Source organism: Streptomyces sp. NBC_00425, assembly GCF_036030735.1.
Classification (GTDB): domain Bacteria; phylum Actinomycetota; class Actinomycetes; order Streptomycetales; family Streptomycetaceae; genus Streptomyces.
Window position 1 is genome coordinate 8,431,247 of the sequence record NZ_CP107928.1, and the last position, 17,749, is coordinate 8,448,995.

Annotated in this window: 15 protein-coding genes; 7 read left to right on the forward strand and 8 right to left on the reverse strand. The window is 71.2% G+C overall.

Annotation, left to right across the window (positions count from 1 at the left end; translation table 11 throughout):
- Window positions 1–7: 7 nt before the first annotated feature.
- A complete protein-coding gene (locus tag OHS82_RS37150; protein WP_057582616.1) occupies window positions 8–874 on the reverse strand; it encodes an acyl-CoA thioesterase in 867 nt (288 codons plus the stop codon).
- 67 nt (window positions 875–941) lie between these two features.
- Complete coding sequence (locus OHS82_RS37155; protein WP_328435433.1) at window positions 942–3,455, reverse strand: DEAD/DEAH box helicase; 2,514 nt, start codon at window positions 3,453–3,455, stop codon at window positions 942–944.
- Between the two features lie 145 nt (window positions 3,456–3,600).
- On the opposite strand from OHS82_RS37155, the gene OHS82_RS37160 reads away from it, so the two are divergent.
- Entirely contained in the window at window positions 3,601–4,395 is a 795-nt protein-coding gene (locus OHS82_RS37160) for a metal-dependent hydrolase (RefSeq protein ID WP_057582614.1), read from the forward strand.
- Window positions 4,396–4,472: 77 nt separating this feature from the next.
- Here the strand turns inward: OHS82_RS37160 and OHS82_RS37165 are convergent, their stop codons facing one another.
- The 4 genes from OHS82_RS37165 to OHS82_RS37180 form a co-directional block, all read right to left on the reverse strand.
- Complete coding sequence (locus OHS82_RS37165) at window positions 4,473–4,730, reverse strand: type B 50S ribosomal protein L31 (protein ID WP_057582613.1); 258 nt, start codon at window positions 4,728–4,730, stop codon at window positions 4,473–4,475.
- Between the two features lie 66 nt (window positions 4,731–4,796).
- The gene (locus tag OHS82_RS37170; protein WP_057582612.1) at window positions 4,797–5,267 is read right to left on the reverse strand and encodes a DUF5709 domain-containing protein; all 471 of its coding nucleotides are present in this window, start codon (window positions 5,265–5,267) and stop codon (window positions 4,797–4,799) included.
- 363 nt (window positions 5,268–5,630) lie between these two features.
- Window positions 5,631–7,412: an ABC transporter ATP-binding protein gene (locus OHS82_RS37175; RefSeq protein ID WP_057582611.1), complete on the reverse strand. Its 1,782-nt coding sequence runs from the start codon at window positions 7,410–7,412 to the stop codon at window positions 5,631–5,633.
- Complete coding sequence (locus OHS82_RS37180; RefSeq protein ID WP_328435434.1) at window positions 7,409–9,283, reverse strand: ABC transporter ATP-binding protein; 1,875 nt, start codon at window positions 9,281–9,283, stop codon at window positions 7,409–7,411. The genes OHS82_RS37175 and OHS82_RS37180 overlap by 4 nt, the downstream gene beginning before the upstream one ends.
- A 246-nt stretch (window positions 9,284–9,529) precedes the next feature.
- Between OHS82_RS37180 and OHS82_RS37185 the strand changes: the two genes are divergently transcribed.
- Both OHS82_RS37185 and OHS82_RS37190 read left to right on the forward strand, forming a co-directional pair.
- Window positions 9,530–10,276: a L,D-transpeptidase family protein gene (locus OHS82_RS37185; RefSeq protein WP_328435435.1), complete on the forward strand. Its 747-nt coding sequence runs from the start codon at window positions 9,530–9,532 to the stop codon at window positions 10,274–10,276.
- A 270-nt stretch (window positions 10,277–10,546) separates the two neighbouring features.
- Window positions 10,547–12,025, forward strand: coding sequence for a cation:dicarboxylate symporter family transporter (locus OHS82_RS37190; protein ID WP_328435436.1), 1,479 nt, complete (start codon window positions 10,547–10,549; stop codon window positions 12,023–12,025).
- Window positions 12,026–12,104: 79 nt separating this feature from the next.
- On the opposite strand, the gene OHS82_RS37195 is transcribed toward OHS82_RS37190, so the two are convergent.
- Entirely contained in the window at window positions 12,105–12,599 is a 495-nt protein-coding gene (locus OHS82_RS37195) for a MarR family winged helix-turn-helix transcriptional regulator (RefSeq protein ID WP_328435437.1), read from the reverse strand.
- 93 nt (window positions 12,600–12,692) lie between these two features.
- Between OHS82_RS37195 and OHS82_RS37200 the strand changes: the two genes are divergently transcribed.
- A complete protein-coding gene (locus OHS82_RS37200; protein WP_057582607.1) occupies window positions 12,693–14,495 on the forward strand; it encodes an ABC transporter ATP-binding protein in 1,803 nt (600 codons plus the stop codon).
- Between the two features lie 53 nt (window positions 14,496–14,548).
- Complete coding sequence (gene mltG, locus OHS82_RS37205) at window positions 14,549–15,442, forward strand: endolytic transglycosylase MltG (RefSeq protein WP_057582606.1); 894 nt, start codon at window positions 14,549–14,551, stop codon at window positions 15,440–15,442.
- Window positions 15,443–15,479: 37 nt separating this feature from the next.
- Here mltG and OHS82_RS37210 read toward each other — a convergent pair whose 3' ends face one another.
- Window positions 15,480–16,556 carry an NAD(P)-binding domain-containing protein gene (locus OHS82_RS37210; protein WP_328435438.1) on the reverse strand — a complete coding sequence of 359 codons (1,077 nt, stop codon included), beginning with the start codon at window positions 16,554–16,556 and terminating at the stop codon, window positions 15,480–15,482.
- Between the two features lie 112 nt (window positions 16,557–16,668).
- Between OHS82_RS37210 and OHS82_RS37215 the strand changes: the two genes are divergently transcribed.
- Complete coding sequence (locus OHS82_RS37215; protein WP_057582604.1) at window positions 16,669–17,094, forward strand: secondary thiamine-phosphate synthase enzyme YjbQ; 426 nt, start codon at window positions 16,669–16,671, stop codon at window positions 17,092–17,094.
- A 415-nt stretch (window positions 17,095–17,509) separates the two neighbouring features.
- Window positions 17,510–17,713 (forward strand): cold-shock protein, encoded by a 204-nt coding sequence (locus tag OHS82_RS37220; protein ID WP_020125862.1) that lies wholly within the window; start codon window positions 17,510–17,512, stop codon window positions 17,711–17,713.
- Window positions 17,714–17,749: the final 36 nt, after the last annotated feature.

Here is a 17,749-nt window from a genome sequence, read left to right on the forward strand (position 1 = left end):
CTACGGCCTACAGCGCGCGGAAGAGACCCTCCTGGACGACGGACACCAGCAGTCGCCCGTCCAGGTCGTAGATACGGCCCCGGGCCAGCCCACGCCCGCCCGTGGCGATCGGCGACTCCTGGTCGTACAGGAACCACTCGTCCGCGCGGAACGGCCGGTGGAACCACATCGCGTGGTCCAGCGACGCCATGTCGAAGTTCCGAGGACCCCACAGCGGCTCCACCGGGAGGCGGACCGCGTCCAGAAGCGTCATGTCGCTGGCGTAGGTCAGCGCGCAGGTGTGGACGAGCGGATCGTCGCCGAGCGGCCCGACGGCACGCATCCACACCGCACTGCGCGGCTCGGCCCCCTTGACGTCGTCGGCGGTCCAGCGCAGCCGGTCCGCGTACCGGATGTCGAAGGGCTGACGACGTGCCATCCGCTCCAACTGCTCGGGCAGTGACCCCAGATGCGCCCGGACCTCCTCCGTCACGGTCGGCAGGGACTCCGGGTCCGGCACCTCACGCGCCGGCGGCAGCTGGTGCTCGAAGGGACCTTCCTCAGGCTGATGAAAGGAGGCGGTGAGATTGAAGATCGTCCGCCCTTGCTGCACGGCGGTGACCCGGCGGGTCGTGAACGACCGGCCGTCGCGCACCCGTTCCACCTGGTACACGATGGGAACGCCCGGCCGGCCCGGGCGCAGGAAGTACGCGTGCAGCGAGTGCACGGGCCTCTCGCCCTCGGTGGTCCGGCCGGCCGCGACCAGCGCCTGGCCGGCCACCTGGCCGCCGAAGACCCGCTGGAGGGACTCGTGCGGGCTGCGGCCCCGGAAGATGTTGACCTCGATCTGCTCCAGGTCGAGCAGGTCGACGAGTCTCTCGGCCGGATTCGTCATCGGTGCGCTTCTCCTGTGCCCTCTGCTGTGCCTGGTCCGGTTCCCGCGGCTGCGGCCGCTTCCGCTCTCACAACTGGCCGACGGACGTGACGCGGACGACCGCGCGGCCCTCGGCGTCGGAGGCCGTGAGATCGACCTCCGCGCTGATGCCCCAGTCGTGGTCGTCGTTCGGGTCGTCGAAGATCTGACGGACGCGCCACAGCGCGTTCTGCGGCTCTTCCTGGATGACGAGCAGTTTGGGGCCCCGCGCGTCGGGGCCGGTGCCGAGGTCGTCGTACTCGTCCCAGTACTTGTCCATCGCCTCGCCCCAGGCGTCGGCGTCCCAGCCGGCCTCCGCGTCCAGCTCGCCGAGTTCGGCGACGTGGTCGAGTGCGGCGAGCTCGACACGGCGGAACATCGCGTTGCGGACCAGGACCCGGAAGGCACGTGCGTTCGCCGTGACCGGCTTGACCTCGTCGGCCTTCTCCTGCGCCTCCTCGGCGGTCATCTCCTCCGGGTTGGCCAGCTGCTCCCACTCGTCCAGCAGGCTCGAGTCCACCTGGCGCACCATCTCGCCCAGCCACGCGATCAGATCCTGCAGGTCCTCGGACTTCAGATCGTCCGGGACGGTGTGGTCGAGTGCCTTGTAGGCGCCGGCCAGGTACCGCAGCACGATGCCCTCGGTGCGGGCCAGCTCGTAGTGCGAGACCAGCTCGGTGAACGACATCGCCCGCTCGTACATGTCACGGATGACGGACTTCGGCGACAGCGGATGGTCGCCCACCCACGGGTGGCTCTTGCGGTACGTGTCGTACGCGTGGAAGAGCAGCTCCTCCAGCGGTTTCGGGTACGAGACGTCCTGGAGGCGCTCCATGCGCTCCTCGTACTCGACGCCGTCCGCCTTCATCTCGGCCACCGCCTCGCCGCGCGCCTTGTTCTGCTGGGCGGCGAGGATCTGGCGCGGGTCGTCCAGCGTGGACTCCACGACGGAGACCATGTCGAGGGCGTAGGAGGGCGACTCGGGGTCCAGCAGCTCGAACGCGGCCAGCGCGAAGGTGGACAGCGGCTGGTTCAGTGCGAAGTCCTGCTGCAGATCCACGGTGAGGCGCACGACACGGCCGGAGGCGTCCGGCTCGTCGAGCTTCTCCACGATGCCGCCGTCCAGCAGCGACCGGTAGATCGCGATGGCGCGCCGGATGTGCCGCAGTTGCTGCCTGCGCGGCTCGTGGTTGTCCTCCAGCAGGTGCCGCATCGCCGCGAAGGCGTTCCCGGGGCGGGCGATCACGGACAGCAGCATCGTGTGCGTGACCCGGAAGCGGGACGTCAGCGGCTCCGGATCGGACTCGATGAGCTTGTCGAAGGTGTTCTCCGTCCAGCCCACGAATCCTTCCGGCGCCTTCTTGCGGACCACCTTGCGGCGCTTCTTCGGGTCGTCGCCGGCCTTGCTGAGGGCCTTCTCGTTCTCGATGACGTGCTCCGGCGCCTGTGCCACCACCAGCCCCGCCGTGTCGAACCCGGCGCGGCCGGCCCGGCCCGCGATCTGGTGGAACTCACGGGCCCGCAGCGTCCGCACCCGGTTGCCGTCGTACTTGGTCAGCGCGGTGAACAGCACCGTCCGGATGGGCACGTTGACGCCGACGCCGAGCGTGTCCGTACCGCAGATGACCTTCAGCAGACCGGCTTGGGCGAGCTTCTCCACCAGCCGCCGGTACTTCGGCAGCATGCCGGCATGGTGGACGCCGATGCCGTGCCGCACGTAACGCGAGAGGTTCTGGCCGAACTTGGTGCTGAAGCGGAAGTTGCCGATCAGGTCGGCGATCCGTTCCTTCTCCTCACGCGAGCACATGTTGATGCTCATCAGCGCCTGGGCCCGCTCCACCGCCTGCGCCTGGGTGAAGTGCACGATGTAGACGGGCGCCTGCCGGGTGTCCAGCAGGTCGGTGAGCGTCTCCGTCATCGGGGTGTACCGGTACTCGTAGGACAGCGGTACGGGCCGGACCGCCGAGCGGACCACCGCCGTGGGGCGGCCGGTGCGCCGGGCGAGGTCCTTCTCGAAGAAGGACACGTCGCCCAGTGTCGCCGACATGAGCACGAACTGCGCCTGCGGCAGTTCCAGGATGGGGATCTGCCAGGCCCAGCCGCGGTCGCCCTCGGCGTAGAAGTGGAACTCGTCCATGACGACCTGGCCGACGTCCGCCTGCTTGCCGTCGCGCAGCGCGATCGAGGCGAGCACCTCGGCGGTGCAGCAGATGACCGGGGCGTCGGAGTTCACGGACGCGTCGCCGGTGAGCATGCCGACGTTCTCCGTGCCGAAGATCTTGCACAGCTCGAAGAACTTCTCCGACACCAGCGCCTTGATCGGAGCCGTGTAGAAGGTGACCTCGTCGCGGGCGAGGGCCGCGAAGTGCGCAGCCGCGGCGATCATGCTCTTGCCGGAGCCGGTGGGCGTCGAGACGATCACGTTCGCCCCGGAGACCACCTCGATCAGCGCCTCCTCCTGATGGGGGTAGAGCGCCAGACCGCGCTCCTGCGCCCAGGACTCGAAGGCTTCGTAAAGGGCGTCGGGATCTGCGGTCGGCGGCAGCTGATCGATGAGGGTCACGACCCCATCTTGCCTGCCCCCGGTCCTGAGAGGGGAATCGGATGCCGACCCGAAGATCATGGCAGCTACGCTGTGTCGCCGACGGAGCGTCATCGCACCCGGTCAACTGGACAGCGGCACATGAGGGATAGGGCGGGCAAGGGCCATGATGGGACCAGCACACTCACTGTCGGGCGCCGCCGCCTGGCTCGGCGTCGGTGCGGCCGCGGCCGCGGCCGGACACACGATGCCCTGGCCGGTCCTGCTCGCCGGTGCGCTGATCTGCGCCGGCGCCGCGCTCGCGCCGGATCTCGACCACAAGGCCGCCACGATCTCCCGGTCCTTCGGTCCCGTCTCACGCTGGCTGTGCGAGATCGTCGACAAGCTCTCCTACGCCGTCTACAAGTCCACGAGGAAGCAGGGCGACCCGCGCCGCTCCGGTGGGCACCGCACCCTCACGCACACCTGGCTGTGGGCGGTCATGATCGGCGCGGGCGCCTCGGCCCTGGCGATCACCGGTGGCCGCTGGGCGGTGCTGGGGCTGCTCTTCGTGCACATGGTGCTGGCGATCGAGGGCCTGCTGTGGCGGGCCGCCCGGGGCTCCAGCAGCGACGTCCTGGTGTGGCTGCTCGCCGCGACCAGCGCGTGGATCCTGGCCGGTGTCCTGGACAAGCCCGGAAACGGCGCGGACTGGCTGTTCACCCAGCCCGGCCAGGAGTACCTGTGGCTGGGGCTGCCCATCGTGCTCGGCGCCCTGGTCCACGACATCGGGGACGCCTTGACCGTATCGGGCTGTCCGGTGCTGTGGCCCATCCCGATCGGGCGCAAGCGCTGGTACCCGATCGGCCCGCCCAAGGCGATGCGGTTCCGGGCGGGCAGCTGGGTCGAGCTGAAGGTGCTGATGCCCGTGTTCATGGTGCTCGGGGGAGTGGGCGGGGCAGCCGCCCTCAACTACATCTGACCCGCAGCCGCGCCGGGACTGCCGGCCGCGGCACCTGTCGTGGACCCGGCCGTGGACCCGGTGCCGGCCGCGTCCGCTCAGGTCATCTCCCCGCCGTCGCCGTAGCGGCGCTCGAAGCGGGCGACGCGCCCCTCGGTGTCCACGGTGCGCGACTTGCCGGTGTAGAAGGGATGGCTCTCCGAGGAGATCTCCACGTCCACCACCGGGTAGGTCTCGCCGTCGTCCCACTCGATCGTCTGCTCGCTGGTCGCCGTGGACCGGGTCAGGAAGGCGTAGCCGGCGGTGCGGTCGCGGAAGACGACCGGGTGGTAGTCGGGCTGCTGGTCCTGCTGCATGAGTGCTCCTCGTGCGGTAGCGGTGGCGGCGACCTGCGGGAAACGGCCGGGCCGACCTTGCGGGGGTCAGCCGGACAGGGCGTCCTCGTCGACGATGTGCATCGCGGCCTCCTCCGCCGACGCGGCCGCCCCGTCGATGCCCACGTCCGTGGCGACCAGCGCGCTCTCCTCGTCCTCGTGCGCTCCTTCGTCGGGCGCCACGAGCCGGCCGGAGCGGGCGGCTCCGACCTCGTTGTCGAGGAGTTCCCCGTCGGTGCCGTCGCAGTCCCCCAGACCGTCGCCGTCGGGTACGCCGAGGTCGGGGCGCTCCTCCGCGAGCCGCTGGTCCAGGGTCTCCCCCCGGCGGCGCTCCGCGGCGGTCACCCCGTCGTGCTCCACGGCCCAGGGCCGGTCCGGAGGGGACCAGCCGCGGTCGAGCGGGTCGTCGACACCGTCGTCCTCCAGGGTGTCCTCCGCGTCGAGCAGCCCCGCGTCGTCCTGGATGTCGGAGGAGTCGGGCTGGTAGACATCGTCTCCCCATCCGTCGGCGCTGGTCACGGCTACCTCCAGGGGGTGACGGGCCCGTTCTCACCGCGGTCGGCGACGGGCTGCCGCCGCACGGGGCACCGGCCGGTCTCGTCGTGTCTTTCCGGATGGATCCCGACGGTCGCCCGCACGGGTGCCGGTATCCAGCGTTCCACCCCTGATCGGTTCCCCGCAACGCCAGAGCGCTCGCCGCGCCACCGTCCCCGCGGCGAATCGGCAGGCGCGCCGGGCCCGCGACCAGCGAGTGCTCGCGCGGAGCCCGGCGCCCTCGGTGAGGACGGAACCGCTACCGACGGCGGCCGCTCCGGGGGTACCACGGGCGCCTGCCGGTCCCCGTACCGCGGCTGCGGTCGCCCCGGCGCGGCGCGTGCCCCGTCACCCGTGCCACGAACGCCACAGCGCCGCGTAGGCCCCGTCCGCCGCGACGAGCTCCGTATGGCTGCCGAGCTCGCTGATCCGGCCGTTCTCGACTACGGCGATGACGTCGGCGTCGTGCGCGGTGTGCAGACGGTGGGCGATGGCGACCACGGTGCGGCCCTCCAGGACGCGGGCCAGGGACCGCTCGAGGTGGCGTGCGGCGCGGGGGTCGAGCAGCGAGGTCGCCTCGTCCAGGACCAACGTGTGCGGGTCCGCCAGCACCAGCCGGGCCAGCGCGATCTGCTGGGCCTGCGCCGGTGTCAGCAGCACGCCGCCGGAGCCGACCTCGGTGTCGAGACCGTCGTCCAGGGCCTGCGCCCAGCCGTCCGCGTCGACGGCGCCCAGCGCCGCCCACAGTTCGGCGTCCTCGGCGCCGGTACGGGCGAGCCGGAGGTTGTCGCGCAGGGAGCCTACGAAGACGTGGTGCTCCTGGTTGACGAGCGCCACGTGCGAGCGGACGCGTTCGGCGGTCATCCGCGACAGCTCGGCCCCGCCCAGGGTGATCCGGCCGTCGCGGGGCGCGTAGATCCCCGCGAGCAGCCGGCCCAGGGTGGACTTGCCCGCGCCGGACGGGCCGACCAGGGCCAGCCGGGTGCCGGGGGAGACCTCGAGGGACACCTTGCGCAGCACGTCGACGCCCTCCCGGTAGCCGAAGTGGACCTGGTGGGCGAGCACGTCGCGCCCGTCCGGCGCCACCCCGGTGTCCCCGGCGTCCGGCTCGATGTCGCGGACGCCGACGAGGCGCGCCAGCGACACCTGAGCCACCTGGAGCTCGTCGTACCAGCGCAGGATGAGGTTCACGGGGTCGACGAGCATCTGCGCCAGCAGCGCGCCTGTCGTCAACTGACCGACATCGATCCAGCCCTGCAGCACGAACGCCCCGCCGAGCATGAGGACCGAGCCGAGCACGGTGACGTGCACCAAGTTGATCACCGGGAAAAGCACGGACCGCAGCCACAGCGTGTAGCGCTCCCAGGCCGTCCACTGCTGGATCCGCTGCTCCGAAAGAGCGATGCGGCGCTCGCCGAGACGGTGGGCCTCGACGGTGCGGCCCGCGTCCACGGTCTCGGCGAGGGCGGAGGCCACCGACGCGTACCCGGCGGCCTCGGAGCGGTAACCGGCCGGCGCCCGCTTGAAGTACCAGCGGCATCCGGCAACCAGCAGCGGCACCGCGATCAGCACCGCCGGCGCCAGCGGCGGCGAGGTGACCACGAGTCCGCCGAGCAGCAGCAGGGCCCACATCACGCCGATCGTCAGCTGGGGAACGGCCTCCCGCATCGCGTTGGCCAGCCGGTCGATGTCCGTGGTGATGCGGGACAGCAGATCGCCCGTCCCGGCCCGCTCCAGCACGCCGGGCGGCAGCCGGACCGACCGGACGAGGAAGTCCTCGCGCAGGTCGGCCAGCATCCGTTCGCCGAGCATCGCGCCGCGCAGCCGTACCTGCCGTACGAAGGCGGCCTGAACGGCCAGGGCGAGCACGAACAGCGTCGCGGTGAGCCCGAGGTGCAGTTCCCGTGCTCCGTCGGACAACCGCTGCACGGTGTCGCCGAGCAGCCAGGGACCCACCATGGAGGCGACCGTCGCGACCGTGTTGACGAGCAGGAGGAGCAGGAAGGCGCGCCGGTGCCGGCGCAGGAGTTCGGCCACGTAGGCGCGTACGGTCGCGGGTGCCCCGACGGGCAGGGTGTTCGCCGTCGTCGGTGCTGCCGGGTCGTAGGCGGGCGGCGCCACGCCGATCATGCCGTCTCCTCGATCTCTTCGAGCTCGTCGCAGGCGAGCTCGTCGGCTTCCAGGTCCTTCAACACGTCGCTCAGGGCGGCCTTCTCCGTGTTCGGAGCTCTGCCTGCCACGGAGACGGGGCCCGTTCCCCCGGCCGCCTCCTCCTCGGTCTCCCGGGTCACCACGGCCCGGTACCGGGGCTCGGAGAGCAGCAGTTCGCGGTGCGCACCGATCGCGACGGCCTCGCCCTCGTGCACGAGCACGACCCGGTCGGCGCGGTCCAGCAGCAGCGGAGAGGAGGTGAACACGACGGTCGTGCGCCCCTCCCGCAGGTCGCGCACGCTCTCGGCGATCCGGGCCTCGGTGTGCGAGTCGACGGCGGAGGTCGGTTCGTCGAGGACGAGGACCTCGGGGTCCGTGTACAACGAGCGGGCCAGCGCGAGGCGTTGGCGCTGGCCGCCGGAAAGCGACCGGCCGCGTTCGGTGATGCGGGCGTCCATCGGGTCGCCGGCGTCGAACGAGCCCTGGACGAGCGCATCGAGGACGTCTCCGCACTGGGCGGCGGCCAGCGCGGCCTGCGCCTCGACGGCGCCGGAGGCGGGCACGTCGAGCAGGTCGCGCAGTGAACCGGAGAGCAGCACGGGGTCCTTGTCCTGGACGAGGACGGCCGAACGCGCGGAGTCCAGCGGCAGTTCGTCCAGCGGGACACCGCCGAGCAGCACCGACGGGCCGTCCTCCGGGGGGTGTCCGCCGAGGCGTTCCGCCAGTCGTCCGGCGGCGTCCGGGTCGCCGCACACCACGGCGGTCAGCTGTGAGGCCGGGGCGAGGAGACCGGTGGCCGGGTCGTACAGGTCGCCCCTGGGGGCCTCGTCCGGCCGCGACCCGCCGATGTCCTTGGCCCGCTCCAGGGACAGCACGCGCGCGGCCCGGGTCGCCGACGGACGGGAGAACGAGTAGGCCATCGCGATCTCCTCGAAGTGCCTGAGCGGGTAGGTCAGGACCATCACGGAGCTGTACACGGTGACGAGTTCGCCGACGGAGATGCGGCCCTCGTGGGCCAGGTGCACGCCGTAGCAGACGACCGCGATCAGCAGCAGGCCCGGCATCAGCACCTGGATGGCGCTGATCAGCGACCACATGCGTGCGCTGCGCACGGCCGCGTGCCGGACCTCCTGCGACGCGCTGCGGTAGCGGTCCAGGAACAGTTCCTCGCCGCCGATGCCGCGCAGCACCCGCAGGCCGGCCACGGTGTCCGAGGCGAGTTCGGTGGCCCGTCCGGCCTTCTCGCGCTGGAAGTCCGCCCGTTGCGTCGCCCTGGGCAGCAGGGGCAGGACCGCAAGGGCCAGAGCGGGCAGGCCCACGGCGACCACGATGCCGAGCACGGGCTGGTAGACGACCAGGCCGACACAGACCAGCAGCACCGTGATCGCCGCGGCGGTGAAGCGGGACACGGCCTCCACGAACCAGCCGATCTTCTCGACGTCGCCCGTGGAGACCGCCACGACCTCTCCGGCCGCGACGCGCCGGGTCAGCGCGGAGCCGAGGTGAGAGGCCTTGTGGGCGAGCAGCTGCTGGACCCGTGCGGCGGCGGTGATCCAGTTGGTGACGGCGGCGCGGTGCAGGAAGGTGTCGCCGATCGCGGTCGCGGCGCCGCACAGGGCCATCACCCCGCCGGTGAGGGCCAGTCGGGTCCCGGAGCGGTCGACGACGGCCTCGATGGCGAAGCCGACGCAGAACGGCTGCGCGGAGACGGCGACGAAGTGCAGCAGGCCCCAGGCCAGGGCCTTGAGCTGGCCGCCCAGCTGGTTGCGGCCGAGCCACCACAGGAAGCGGGGGCCCGAGCGCACGTCCGGCACACCCGGGTCGGGATACGGAAGGTCTTGGATCTGCATGACGTCCCAGTGGCTCGAGTCAGAGGGGGGAAGGGGAGGGAGGGGCGGGGGAGGGGGGAGGGGGAACGGGAGAAGGCGGCGGACGGGTTTGCGGGGAGCGGCAGCAAACCGTGCAAGGTTGACGGCGCGCGGTGGTCAGAATCAACCGGTTTTCCATGGCGGCGGCGGAATCCGGCAGCCGTCCGATGGGGTCATGATGTCCGTAACCTTCCCCGAAAGTCCGGAAAGCGATGCGAGCATGGCCCGATGCGACATGGCGAAGTGCGACGTACGGGAACCGTCTCGGCGCTCTGCGCTCTCCTGCTCGCGGCGCTGGCCGCGTGCGGCGATCCGAGCGTCGGCCACCCGACCGGTGGGGCCGGGGGCGACGGGAGCGGCGGCGGTGGCGACGTCCCGCCGAAGGTGGTCGCGGCACCCCGGATCCCAGGCGTCGGGAGCCGGTTGCGGGGGCGGATTCCCACGGGTGCGCGTCAGGTCGTGGCGGTCTACGGCGACGGGAGGGACTCCGCCGACTCCACCGTCGTCCTCTATGCCGAGCATGGCCCGAACTGGGTGCGCGTCCGAAGCTGGCCGGGGCACAACGGCAAGAAGGGGTGGACCCTCAGGCACCGGGCCGGCGACAACCGCAGCCCGGTCGGCGTGTTCACCCTCACCGACGCGGGCGGCGTCCTGGCCGACCCGGGGAGCAGGCTCCCGTACACGCGGTCCGCCGCTTTCGCCGCGCCGCGCTGGTGGGCGCGTTCGCACTGGCACGACTTCGACTACGTCATCGCCATCGACTACAACCGTGTCAAGGGCGCCCCGCCGGACGATCCGACGCGGCCCGAGGGTGAGGAGAAGGGCGGCGGCATCTGGCTGCACATGGACCACGGAAGCGGGACGTCGGCCTGCGTCAGCCTGTCCAGGGCCGCCATGGAGTACCTGTTGCGCACACTCGACCCGGACCGGCGTCCCGTGGTGGTCATGGGTGACAGGGCCGCGTTGAGGGCGTAGCGCCTCTGGTGGCGGAGCGGCCGCAGGGCTCCACGAGCTGCCACGACCGTCGAACGGCGGCGCGGCAGGGGGGTGTTGAGGGGGATTGCCGGGGCCCCTGGACGGCGGGGCGTGCGATGTGTCACGGGCGTCGGGATTTACACATTGGCAACACGGGGGTCTTGTGCGCTGTCGGCATGGCCTCCAAAGTGATCGCTACGGAATCCGCTTTCCGTATCGCAGAAGTCTCCGTCCCTGCTTCTGCATGCCGTCGCGCCCTTAGGAGTGCCCGTGCCGCCGCCCGTCCCGTCCCCGTCGCGACGCGTCGCACGCATACTGCGTACCTCACTCTTCGCGCAGGTCGCCTGCGCACTCGTGCTCGGCGTCGTCGTCGGGAAACTCTGGCCCGGTGTGGCCACGGACCTGCAGCCGCTCGGCGACGGCTTCACGCGGCTGATCAAGACGATCATCTCGCCCCTGGTGTTCTGCGTGGTCGTCGTCGGCATCGCCAAGGCCGGTGACCTCAAGGCGTTCGGCCGCATCGGGCTCAAGGCCCTGATCTGGTTCGAGGTCGCGAGCACGCTCGCCCTGCTGATCGGGCTGCTGGCCGCCAACGTCGTCCGGCCGGGCTCGGGGATGAACGTCGACCCGGCCACGCTCGACGCCTCGGCGGTGGACGCCAAGACGGGCGGCGGCTCGCTGCCCACGACCACCGAGTTCGTCGTGCACTCGCTGCCCACCAGCTTCGTCGGCGCCTTCGCGGAGAACTCCCTGCTCCAGGTGCTCGTCCTGGCCTGTCTGGTGGGTGCCGCGCTGCTGCATCTCGGCCACACCAAGGTGCCCAAGGTGCTGCCGGCCATCGAGCAGGCGCAGGAGATCATCTTCGCGATCGTCGGCTTCGTCATGCGGCTCGCGCCGATCGCCGTGTTCGGTGCGATGGCCGTCCTGATCGGCAACTACGGCCTCGGCGTGATCGAGACCTACGGCAAGCTGATCATCCTGTGCTACGCGGCCGCGGCGCTGTTCGTCACGCTGCTGGCGGTCGCCCTGCGCCTGGTCACGGGGCTGAGCCTGTGGAAGTTCCTGCGCTACATCCGCGAGGAACTGCTGCTCGCGCTCGGCACGGCCTCCACCGAGTCCGTCATGCCGCGCGTGATGCAGAAGCTGCGCAGGGCGGGCGCCCGCGAGGACGCCGTGGGCCTGGTGCTGCCGACGGGGTACTCCTTCAACCTCGACGGCGCGTCGCTGTACCTGTCCATCGGCACGCTGTTCATCGCGCAGGCCGTCGGCGTGGACCTCAGTCTGAGCCAGCAGGTCACCGTGATCCTGGTCCTGATGCTCACCAGCAAGGGCATGGCCGGCATCCCCGGGTCGGCCTTCCTCGCCCTGTCCGCGACCGCCTCCTCGCTGGGGGCCATCCCCGCCGGCGCCGTGGCCCTGCTGCTGGGGGTCGACCGCATCATGGACTCGATGCGTGTCGTGACCAACCTCCTCGGCAACTGTGTGGCGGTCTTCGCCGTCTCCCGCTGGGAGGGCGCGCTGGACGTGGAGCTGGCGAAGAAGGTCCTGGACGGCGAGGCCGTCGTCGGGGCCGAGGAGGAGTCGGCGGAGCCGGAAGCGACGGAGGGCGCCGCGAGCCCGGCAGACCCGGTGAGCCCGGCGCCATCGGCGAGCCGGTCGGGTTCCGTGAGTCCGGAGGCGGCCGGCGGCGTACCGGTCGCGGTCGTCCCGCCGCGGCTCGGCAAGGAGCCCGCCTCCGAGAACAGTTGACGCACGGCGGCTCCGCCACGGGCCGCGGCCGCTCCTCCGGCACTGACGGAGGAGCGGCCGCGGCCCGTTCGCGCGTCGTTCAGCAGGGGTGACCCGGGGTTTGCCCCGTGGGGGGCGCCCCGTGTGCCGGTTCCGCGGGGTCGCCCACGCCCACCAGAGCGTCCAGCAGCCCGCTCAGGACCTGGCGCTCGAGGTCCGTCAGCGGATCCAGGATCTCCTCCGCGGCGGATCTCTTCGCGCCCTGCAACTCCCGAAGGGCCGTGCGGCCGTCGTCGGTGAGCTCGATCCTGATGACCCGGCGGTTGGTGGGGTCGGGCGCCCGCCGCACCTTGCCGCTCGCCTCCAGCCCGTCGACCAGTGTCGTGACGGCCCGGGGCACCACCTCCAGCCGCGCGGCGAGGTCGGCCATGCGCGGCGGCGCGTCACAGTGCGCCAGGGTGCGCAGCAGCCGGGACTGGGCCGGGGTGACGCCGAGCCCGCTCTGCTGCAGATGGCGCTTCTGGATGCGGTGCACCCGACGCGTGAGCCGCAGCAGCTGCTCGGCGAGCAGGCCGTCGGAATCGGGGGTGGTCATGAGGGAACAATATCAGGACGCCGTTCATTGTGAGTATAGGTAACAATGAGCTATGCTCCGTCAGTCCTCGCCGTCTCACCCTCCGTAGGAGCCATGCCCCGCGACCACATCGACTGGACCCCCTCGCCCGGCGCCGCGCCCGATCAGCCCCGGCAGGTGCGCCGCATCCTCAGACTCTTCAAGCCCTACCGCGCCCGCCTCGCGGTGGTCGGCCTTCTGGTCGCCGCCTCGTCGCTGGTCGCCGTGGCCACCCCGTTCCTGCTGAAGGAGACGCTCGACGTCGCCATCCCCGAGGGGCGCACCGGCCTGCTGAGCCTGCTCGCCCTCGGCATGATCTTCAGCGCCCTCCTCAGCGGAGTCTTCGGCGTCCTGCAGACGCTGATCTCCACCACGGTGGGCCAGCGCGTCATGCACGACCTGCGCACCGCCGTCTACGGGCGGCTGCAGCGCATGTCCCTCGCCTTCTTCACGCGTACGCGTACCGGCGAGGTGCAGTCCCGCATCGCCAACGACATCGGCGGCATGCAGGCCACCGTCACCTCGACCGCCACGTCCCTGGTCTCCAACTTCACCAGCGTGGTCGCCACGATCATCGCGATGGTCGCGCTCGACTGGCGGTTGACGGTCGTCTCGCTGGTCCTGCTGCCCGTCTTCGTGTGGATCAGCCGCCGCGTCGGCAACGAACGCAAGAAGATCACCACCCAACGTCAGAAGCAGATGGCCGCGATGGCCGCCACGGTCACCGAGTCGCTGTCGGTGAGCGGCATCCTGCTGGGTCGCACCATGGGCCGCGCCGACTCGCTCACCCGGTCCTTCGCGGCGGAGTCGGAGCAGCTCGTCGACCTCGAGGTGAGGTCGAACATGGCCGGCCGCTGGCGCATGGCCGTGATCGGGATCGTCATGTCCGCCATGCCGGCCGTCATCTACTGGACGGCCGGCATGACGCTCCAGGTCGGCGGCCCCGACGTGTCGCTGGGCACCGTCGTCGCCTTCGTCTCCCTCCAGCAGGGCCTGTTCCGTCCCGCGGTCAGCCTGTTGTCGACCGGCGTGCAGATCCAGACCTCCCTGGCGCTCTTCCAGCGCATCTTCGAGTACCTGGACCTGCCCGTGGACATCACCGAGCGCGAGGAGCCGGTCCATCTCGACCACGTCAAGGGCGAGATCCGCTTCGAGGACGTCACCTTCCGGTACGAGGGCAAGGGTGAGCCCGTCCTCGACGGCGTCGACGTCACGGTGCCGGCCGGCGGAAGCCTCGCCGTCGTCGGTCCGACCGGCGCCGGCAAGTCCACGCTCGGCTATCTGGTGCCGCGTCTGTACGACGTGACCGGAGGCCGGGTCACCCTCGACGGCGTCGACGTGCGCGACCTCGACTTCGACACGCTCGCCCGCGCGGTCGGCGTCGTCTCGCAGGAGACGTACCTCTTCCACGCGACGGTCGGCGACAACCTGCGCTTCGCCAAGCCGGACGCCACCGACGAGGAGCTGTACGCGGCGGCGCGAGCGGCGCAGATCCACGACCACATCGCGGCACTGCCCGACGGGTACGACACGGTCGTCGGCGAACGCGGTCACCGGTTCTCCGGCGGCGAGAAGCAGCGCCTGGCGATCGCCCGCACGATCCTGCGCGACCCGCCGGTGCTGATCCTCGACGAGGCGACCAGCGCTCTGGACACCCGCACGGAGCATGCGGTCCAGAAGGCCATCGACGCGCTCTCGGCCAACCGCACCACCCTGACCATCGCCCACCGTCTGTCCACCATTCGGGGCGCCGACCAGATCGTCGTCCTCGACTCCGGTCAGGTGGCCGAACGGGGCACGCACGAGGAGCTGTCGGAGCAGGACGGCCGGTACGCGGCCCTGCTGCGCCGAGACGCCCGACTGGAGCCGACAAGATGAAAATATGCCCGGTTATGCGAGGTTTGTGACGCTATCGGGGTTACCGTGCCCGCATGCAGATGAACACTCCGCCACGGAGCACGATTCGACTGACGCGCCGGGGCCGTCTCGTCCTCATCGCGACCGGAGCCGTCGTGGCCGGCACCGCCGTGGCGGTGCCGCTGCTGAGCGTCGAGACGCCGCAGCAGAAGGCGGCCAAGGCGCCGCCGACCCTGGTGATCCCCGAGGGCTGGCGGGCGAGCCAGGTCTACGAGGCCGTGGACAAGGCGCTCGCCCTGGCCCCCGGCACCACCGGCAGGGCGCTGCCGGGGGCCGGTCTGAAGCTGCCGAACGACGCCGCGGGCAACCCCGAGGGCTATCTCTTCCCGGCGACCTATCCACTGGACAAGAAGTCGACGCCGCGGACGCTGCTCACGTACATGGTCGACACCGCGAACAAGAGGTTCAACGGAGCGCCCGTCGCGGCCGGCGCCCAGCGCAACGCCCTGAACGTCTATCAGGCGGTCACCGTCGCGAGCCTCGTCCAGGCCGAGGCCGCCACCAAGGCGGACATGGGCAAGGTGGCCCGGGTCGTGTACAACCGCCTCGAGCGCGGGATGCCGTTGCAGATGGACTCGACGATCAACTACGCGCTGAACCGTTCCACCCTCAAGACGACCGAGAGCGACACCCGCATCGAGAGCCCCTACAACTCCTACCAGCGCATGGGTCTGCCGCCGACGCCGATCGACAACCCCGGCGAGGAGGCGATGCGCGCCGCCATCAGCCCGACCCCGGGCGACTGGCTGTACTTCGTCACGGTCAGGCCCGGCGACACGCGCTTCACTTCGAGCTTCGCGGAGCACCAGCGCAACGTCGCCGAGTTCAACCGCCGCCAGAGCCCTCGTGCGACGCCGCAGGAGAGCCCTGCGAAGACCCCGGGGAGCACTTCGGCGGCGGCGCGATGAGCTGACCGGAGGCCGCGCAGGGCGAAAGCGGCGGGCATCAGGCGGCGACCGGCTCCTGAGCCAGCAGCCGCCGGATGTCCCGTACGGCGGCGCGCCCGGCCCGGTTGGCGCCGATGGTGCTGGCCGACGGTCCGTAGCCGACGAGGTGGACGCGTGGATCGGCGACCGCGCGCGTGCCCTCGACCCGGATCCCGCCGCCCGGCTCCCGCAGCCGCAACGGCGCGAGATGGTCGACCGCCGCCCGGAAACCGGTCGCCCAGAGGATCACGTCGGCTGCGACCTGCCGGCCGTCGTCCCACGCCACACCGTCCGGGGTGATCCGGTCGAACATGGGCAGCCGGTCCAGCACCCCGTCGGCCAGCCCCTGGCGGATCGCGTCGTTCAGCGGCAGCCCGGTCACCGAGACCACGCTCTTCGGCGGCAGCCCCTGCCGCACCCGCTCCTCCACGAGCGCGACGGCGGCACGGCCCGCGCCCTCGTCGAACGGTCCCTCGCGGAAGACCGGCGGCCGCCGCGTCACCCACGTGGTCGCGTCCGCGTACGGCGCGATCTCCAGCAGGTGCTGGGTGCCGGACGCGCCGCCGCCCACCACGACCACCCGCTGTCCGGCGAACGCCTCGGGACCCGGGTACCGCGCGGTGTGGAGCTGCCGTCCGCGGAAGGTCTCCTGACCCGGATAGCGCGGCCAGAACGGCCGGTCCCAGGTGCCGGTCGCGTTGATCAGCGCCCGCGTGGACCACGTGCCGTCGGAGGTCTCGACCAGCAGGCGCCCGTCGACGCCTTCCCGCACGGCCTTCACGTCGACCGGTCGCCGCACGCGCAGGTCGAACGCGCGCTCATAGGCGTCGAAGTACTCGGCGACCACCTCCGAGGACGGCCGGGACGGATCAGCGCCCGTCAGTTCCATCCCCGGCAGTGCGTGCATTCCGTGCACCTTGCCGTAGGTCAGCGACGGCCAGCGGAACTGCCAGGCGCCGCCCGGCGCGGGGGCGTGGTCGAGGACCACGAAGTCGCGCTCCGGCTCGAAACCGCTGCGCCGCAGGTGATAGGCCCCGGCCAGACCGGCCTGACCCGCCCCGATGACGACCACCTCGACCTCACGCACATCGTTCACGCTTCTACCAACGGCGCGACAGGCGTGGATCTTCCCGGAGCGCCGGCGGCCTCCGGCAGGCGCGTGTGCAGCCGGCTCATGCGTATCCGGCTCATGCGTCAGGATGGAGAGCATGTCAGACGCGTTCACCACCCGAGTCCTCCATGTGTCCTCCGGCTCCCGGGAGAGGGTCGTCGACCTCACCGGAGACTGTGAGGCGTTCCTGCGCGAGGCGGCCGACGGCCGCGACGGCCTCCTGAACGTCTTCGTGCCGCACGCCACGGCCGGCGTCGCGATCATGGAGACGGGCGCCGGCAGCGACGACGACCTGCTGACCGCCCTGCACACGCTGCTGCCGGCCGACGACCGCTGGCAGCACCGGCACGGAAGTCCCGGCCACGGCCGCGACCACGTGCTGCCGGCCCTGGTCCCCCCTCACGCGACCCTGCCGGTCGTGGACGGGAGGCTGGAACTCGGCACCTGGCAGTCCGTGTGCCTCGTGGACACGAACCGCGACAACGCCGACCGCCAGGTGCGTCTGAGCTTCCTGGGGCACTGAGCCGTCCCCGTGCACGGCCACCCGAGCGGAGCGGCCGCCCGGTGCTGACGGGCCGCGGCGCCCCGACGGCTCGCGCGGCCCTTGCGATCCGTGCGGCCCTGGTAATCAGCGCGACCCCCGCGATCCGCGCGACCTCTGCGGCCAGCCGCGACCTCTGCGGCCAACGGGGCACGCGCGGCACGCGCGACGCACGCGGCGCACGCGGCGCACGCGGTGAAAGGTAGTGCGTTTGTGCAGGCCGTGGTAGTCTGGACCTAGTTGCAGTTGTGGTTCCCGAATCTTCAAGTGCCTCTACGGCCGTAGCCGTGGGGCGTTTTTTGTATCTCCGGTGCTTATCCGGACGGGGTTCATTTGTGGCAACACAAGAGGTTCACACGGTGTGAATCTCTGGGCACTGCCCCGAAGGAGATGTGACATGGCTACTGGCACCGTCAAGTGGTTCAACTCGGAAAAGGGCTTCGGCTTCATCGAGCAGGACGGCGGCGGCCCCGACGTCTTCGCCCACTACTCGAACATCGCCACCCAGGGCTTCCGTGAGCTCCAGGAGGGCCAGAAGGTGAACTTCGACGTCACGCAGGGCCAGAAGGGCCCGCAGGCGGAGAACATCACCCCCGCCTGATGCCGAAGCGCGCGCGATAGCTGGGGTCCCACCGTT

Excerpts from the sequence above, each read along its gene's own strand:
- OHS82_RS37150 (WP_057582616.1), bottom strand. The coding sequence starts at position 874 with ATGACGAATCCGGCCGAGAGACTCGTCGACCTGCTCGACCTGGAGCAG.
- OHS82_RS37160 (WP_057582614.1), top strand. The coding sequence starts at position 3,601 with ATGATGGGACCAGCACACTCACTGTCGGGCGCCGCCGCCTGGCTCGGC.
- OHS82_RS37165 (WP_057582613.1), bottom strand. The coding sequence starts at position 4,730 with ATGCAGCAGGACCAGCAGCCCGACTACCACCCGGTCGTCTTCCGCGAC.
- OHS82_RS37175 (WP_057582611.1), bottom strand. The coding sequence starts at position 7,412 with ATGATCGGCGTGGCGCCGCCCGCCTACGACCCGGCAGCACCGACGACG.
- OHS82_RS37180 (WP_328435434.1), bottom strand. The coding sequence starts at position 9,283 with ATGCAGATCCAAGACCTTCCGTATCCCGACCCGGGTGTGCCGGACGTG.
- OHS82_RS37185 (WP_328435435.1), top strand. The coding sequence starts at position 9,530 with ATGCGACATGGCGAAGTGCGACGTACGGGAACCGTCTCGGCGCTCTGC.
- OHS82_RS37195 (WP_328435437.1), bottom strand. The coding sequence starts at position 12,599 with ATGACCACCCCCGATTCCGACGGCCTGCTCGCCGAGCAGCTGCTGCGG.
- OHS82_RS37200 (WP_057582607.1), top strand. The coding sequence starts at position 12,693 with ATGCCCCGCGACCACATCGACTGGACCCCCTCGCCCGGCGCCGCGCCC.
- mltG (WP_057582606.1), top strand. The coding sequence starts at position 14,549 with ATGCAGATGAACACTCCGCCACGGAGCACGATTCGACTGACGCGCCGG.
- OHS82_RS37215 (WP_057582604.1), top strand. The coding sequence starts at position 16,669 with ATGTCAGACGCGTTCACCACCCGAGTCCTCCATGTGTCCTCCGGCTCC.
- OHS82_RS37220 (WP_020125862.1), top strand. The coding sequence starts at position 17,510 with ATGGCTACTGGCACCGTCAAGTGGTTCAACTCGGAAAAGGGCTTCGGC.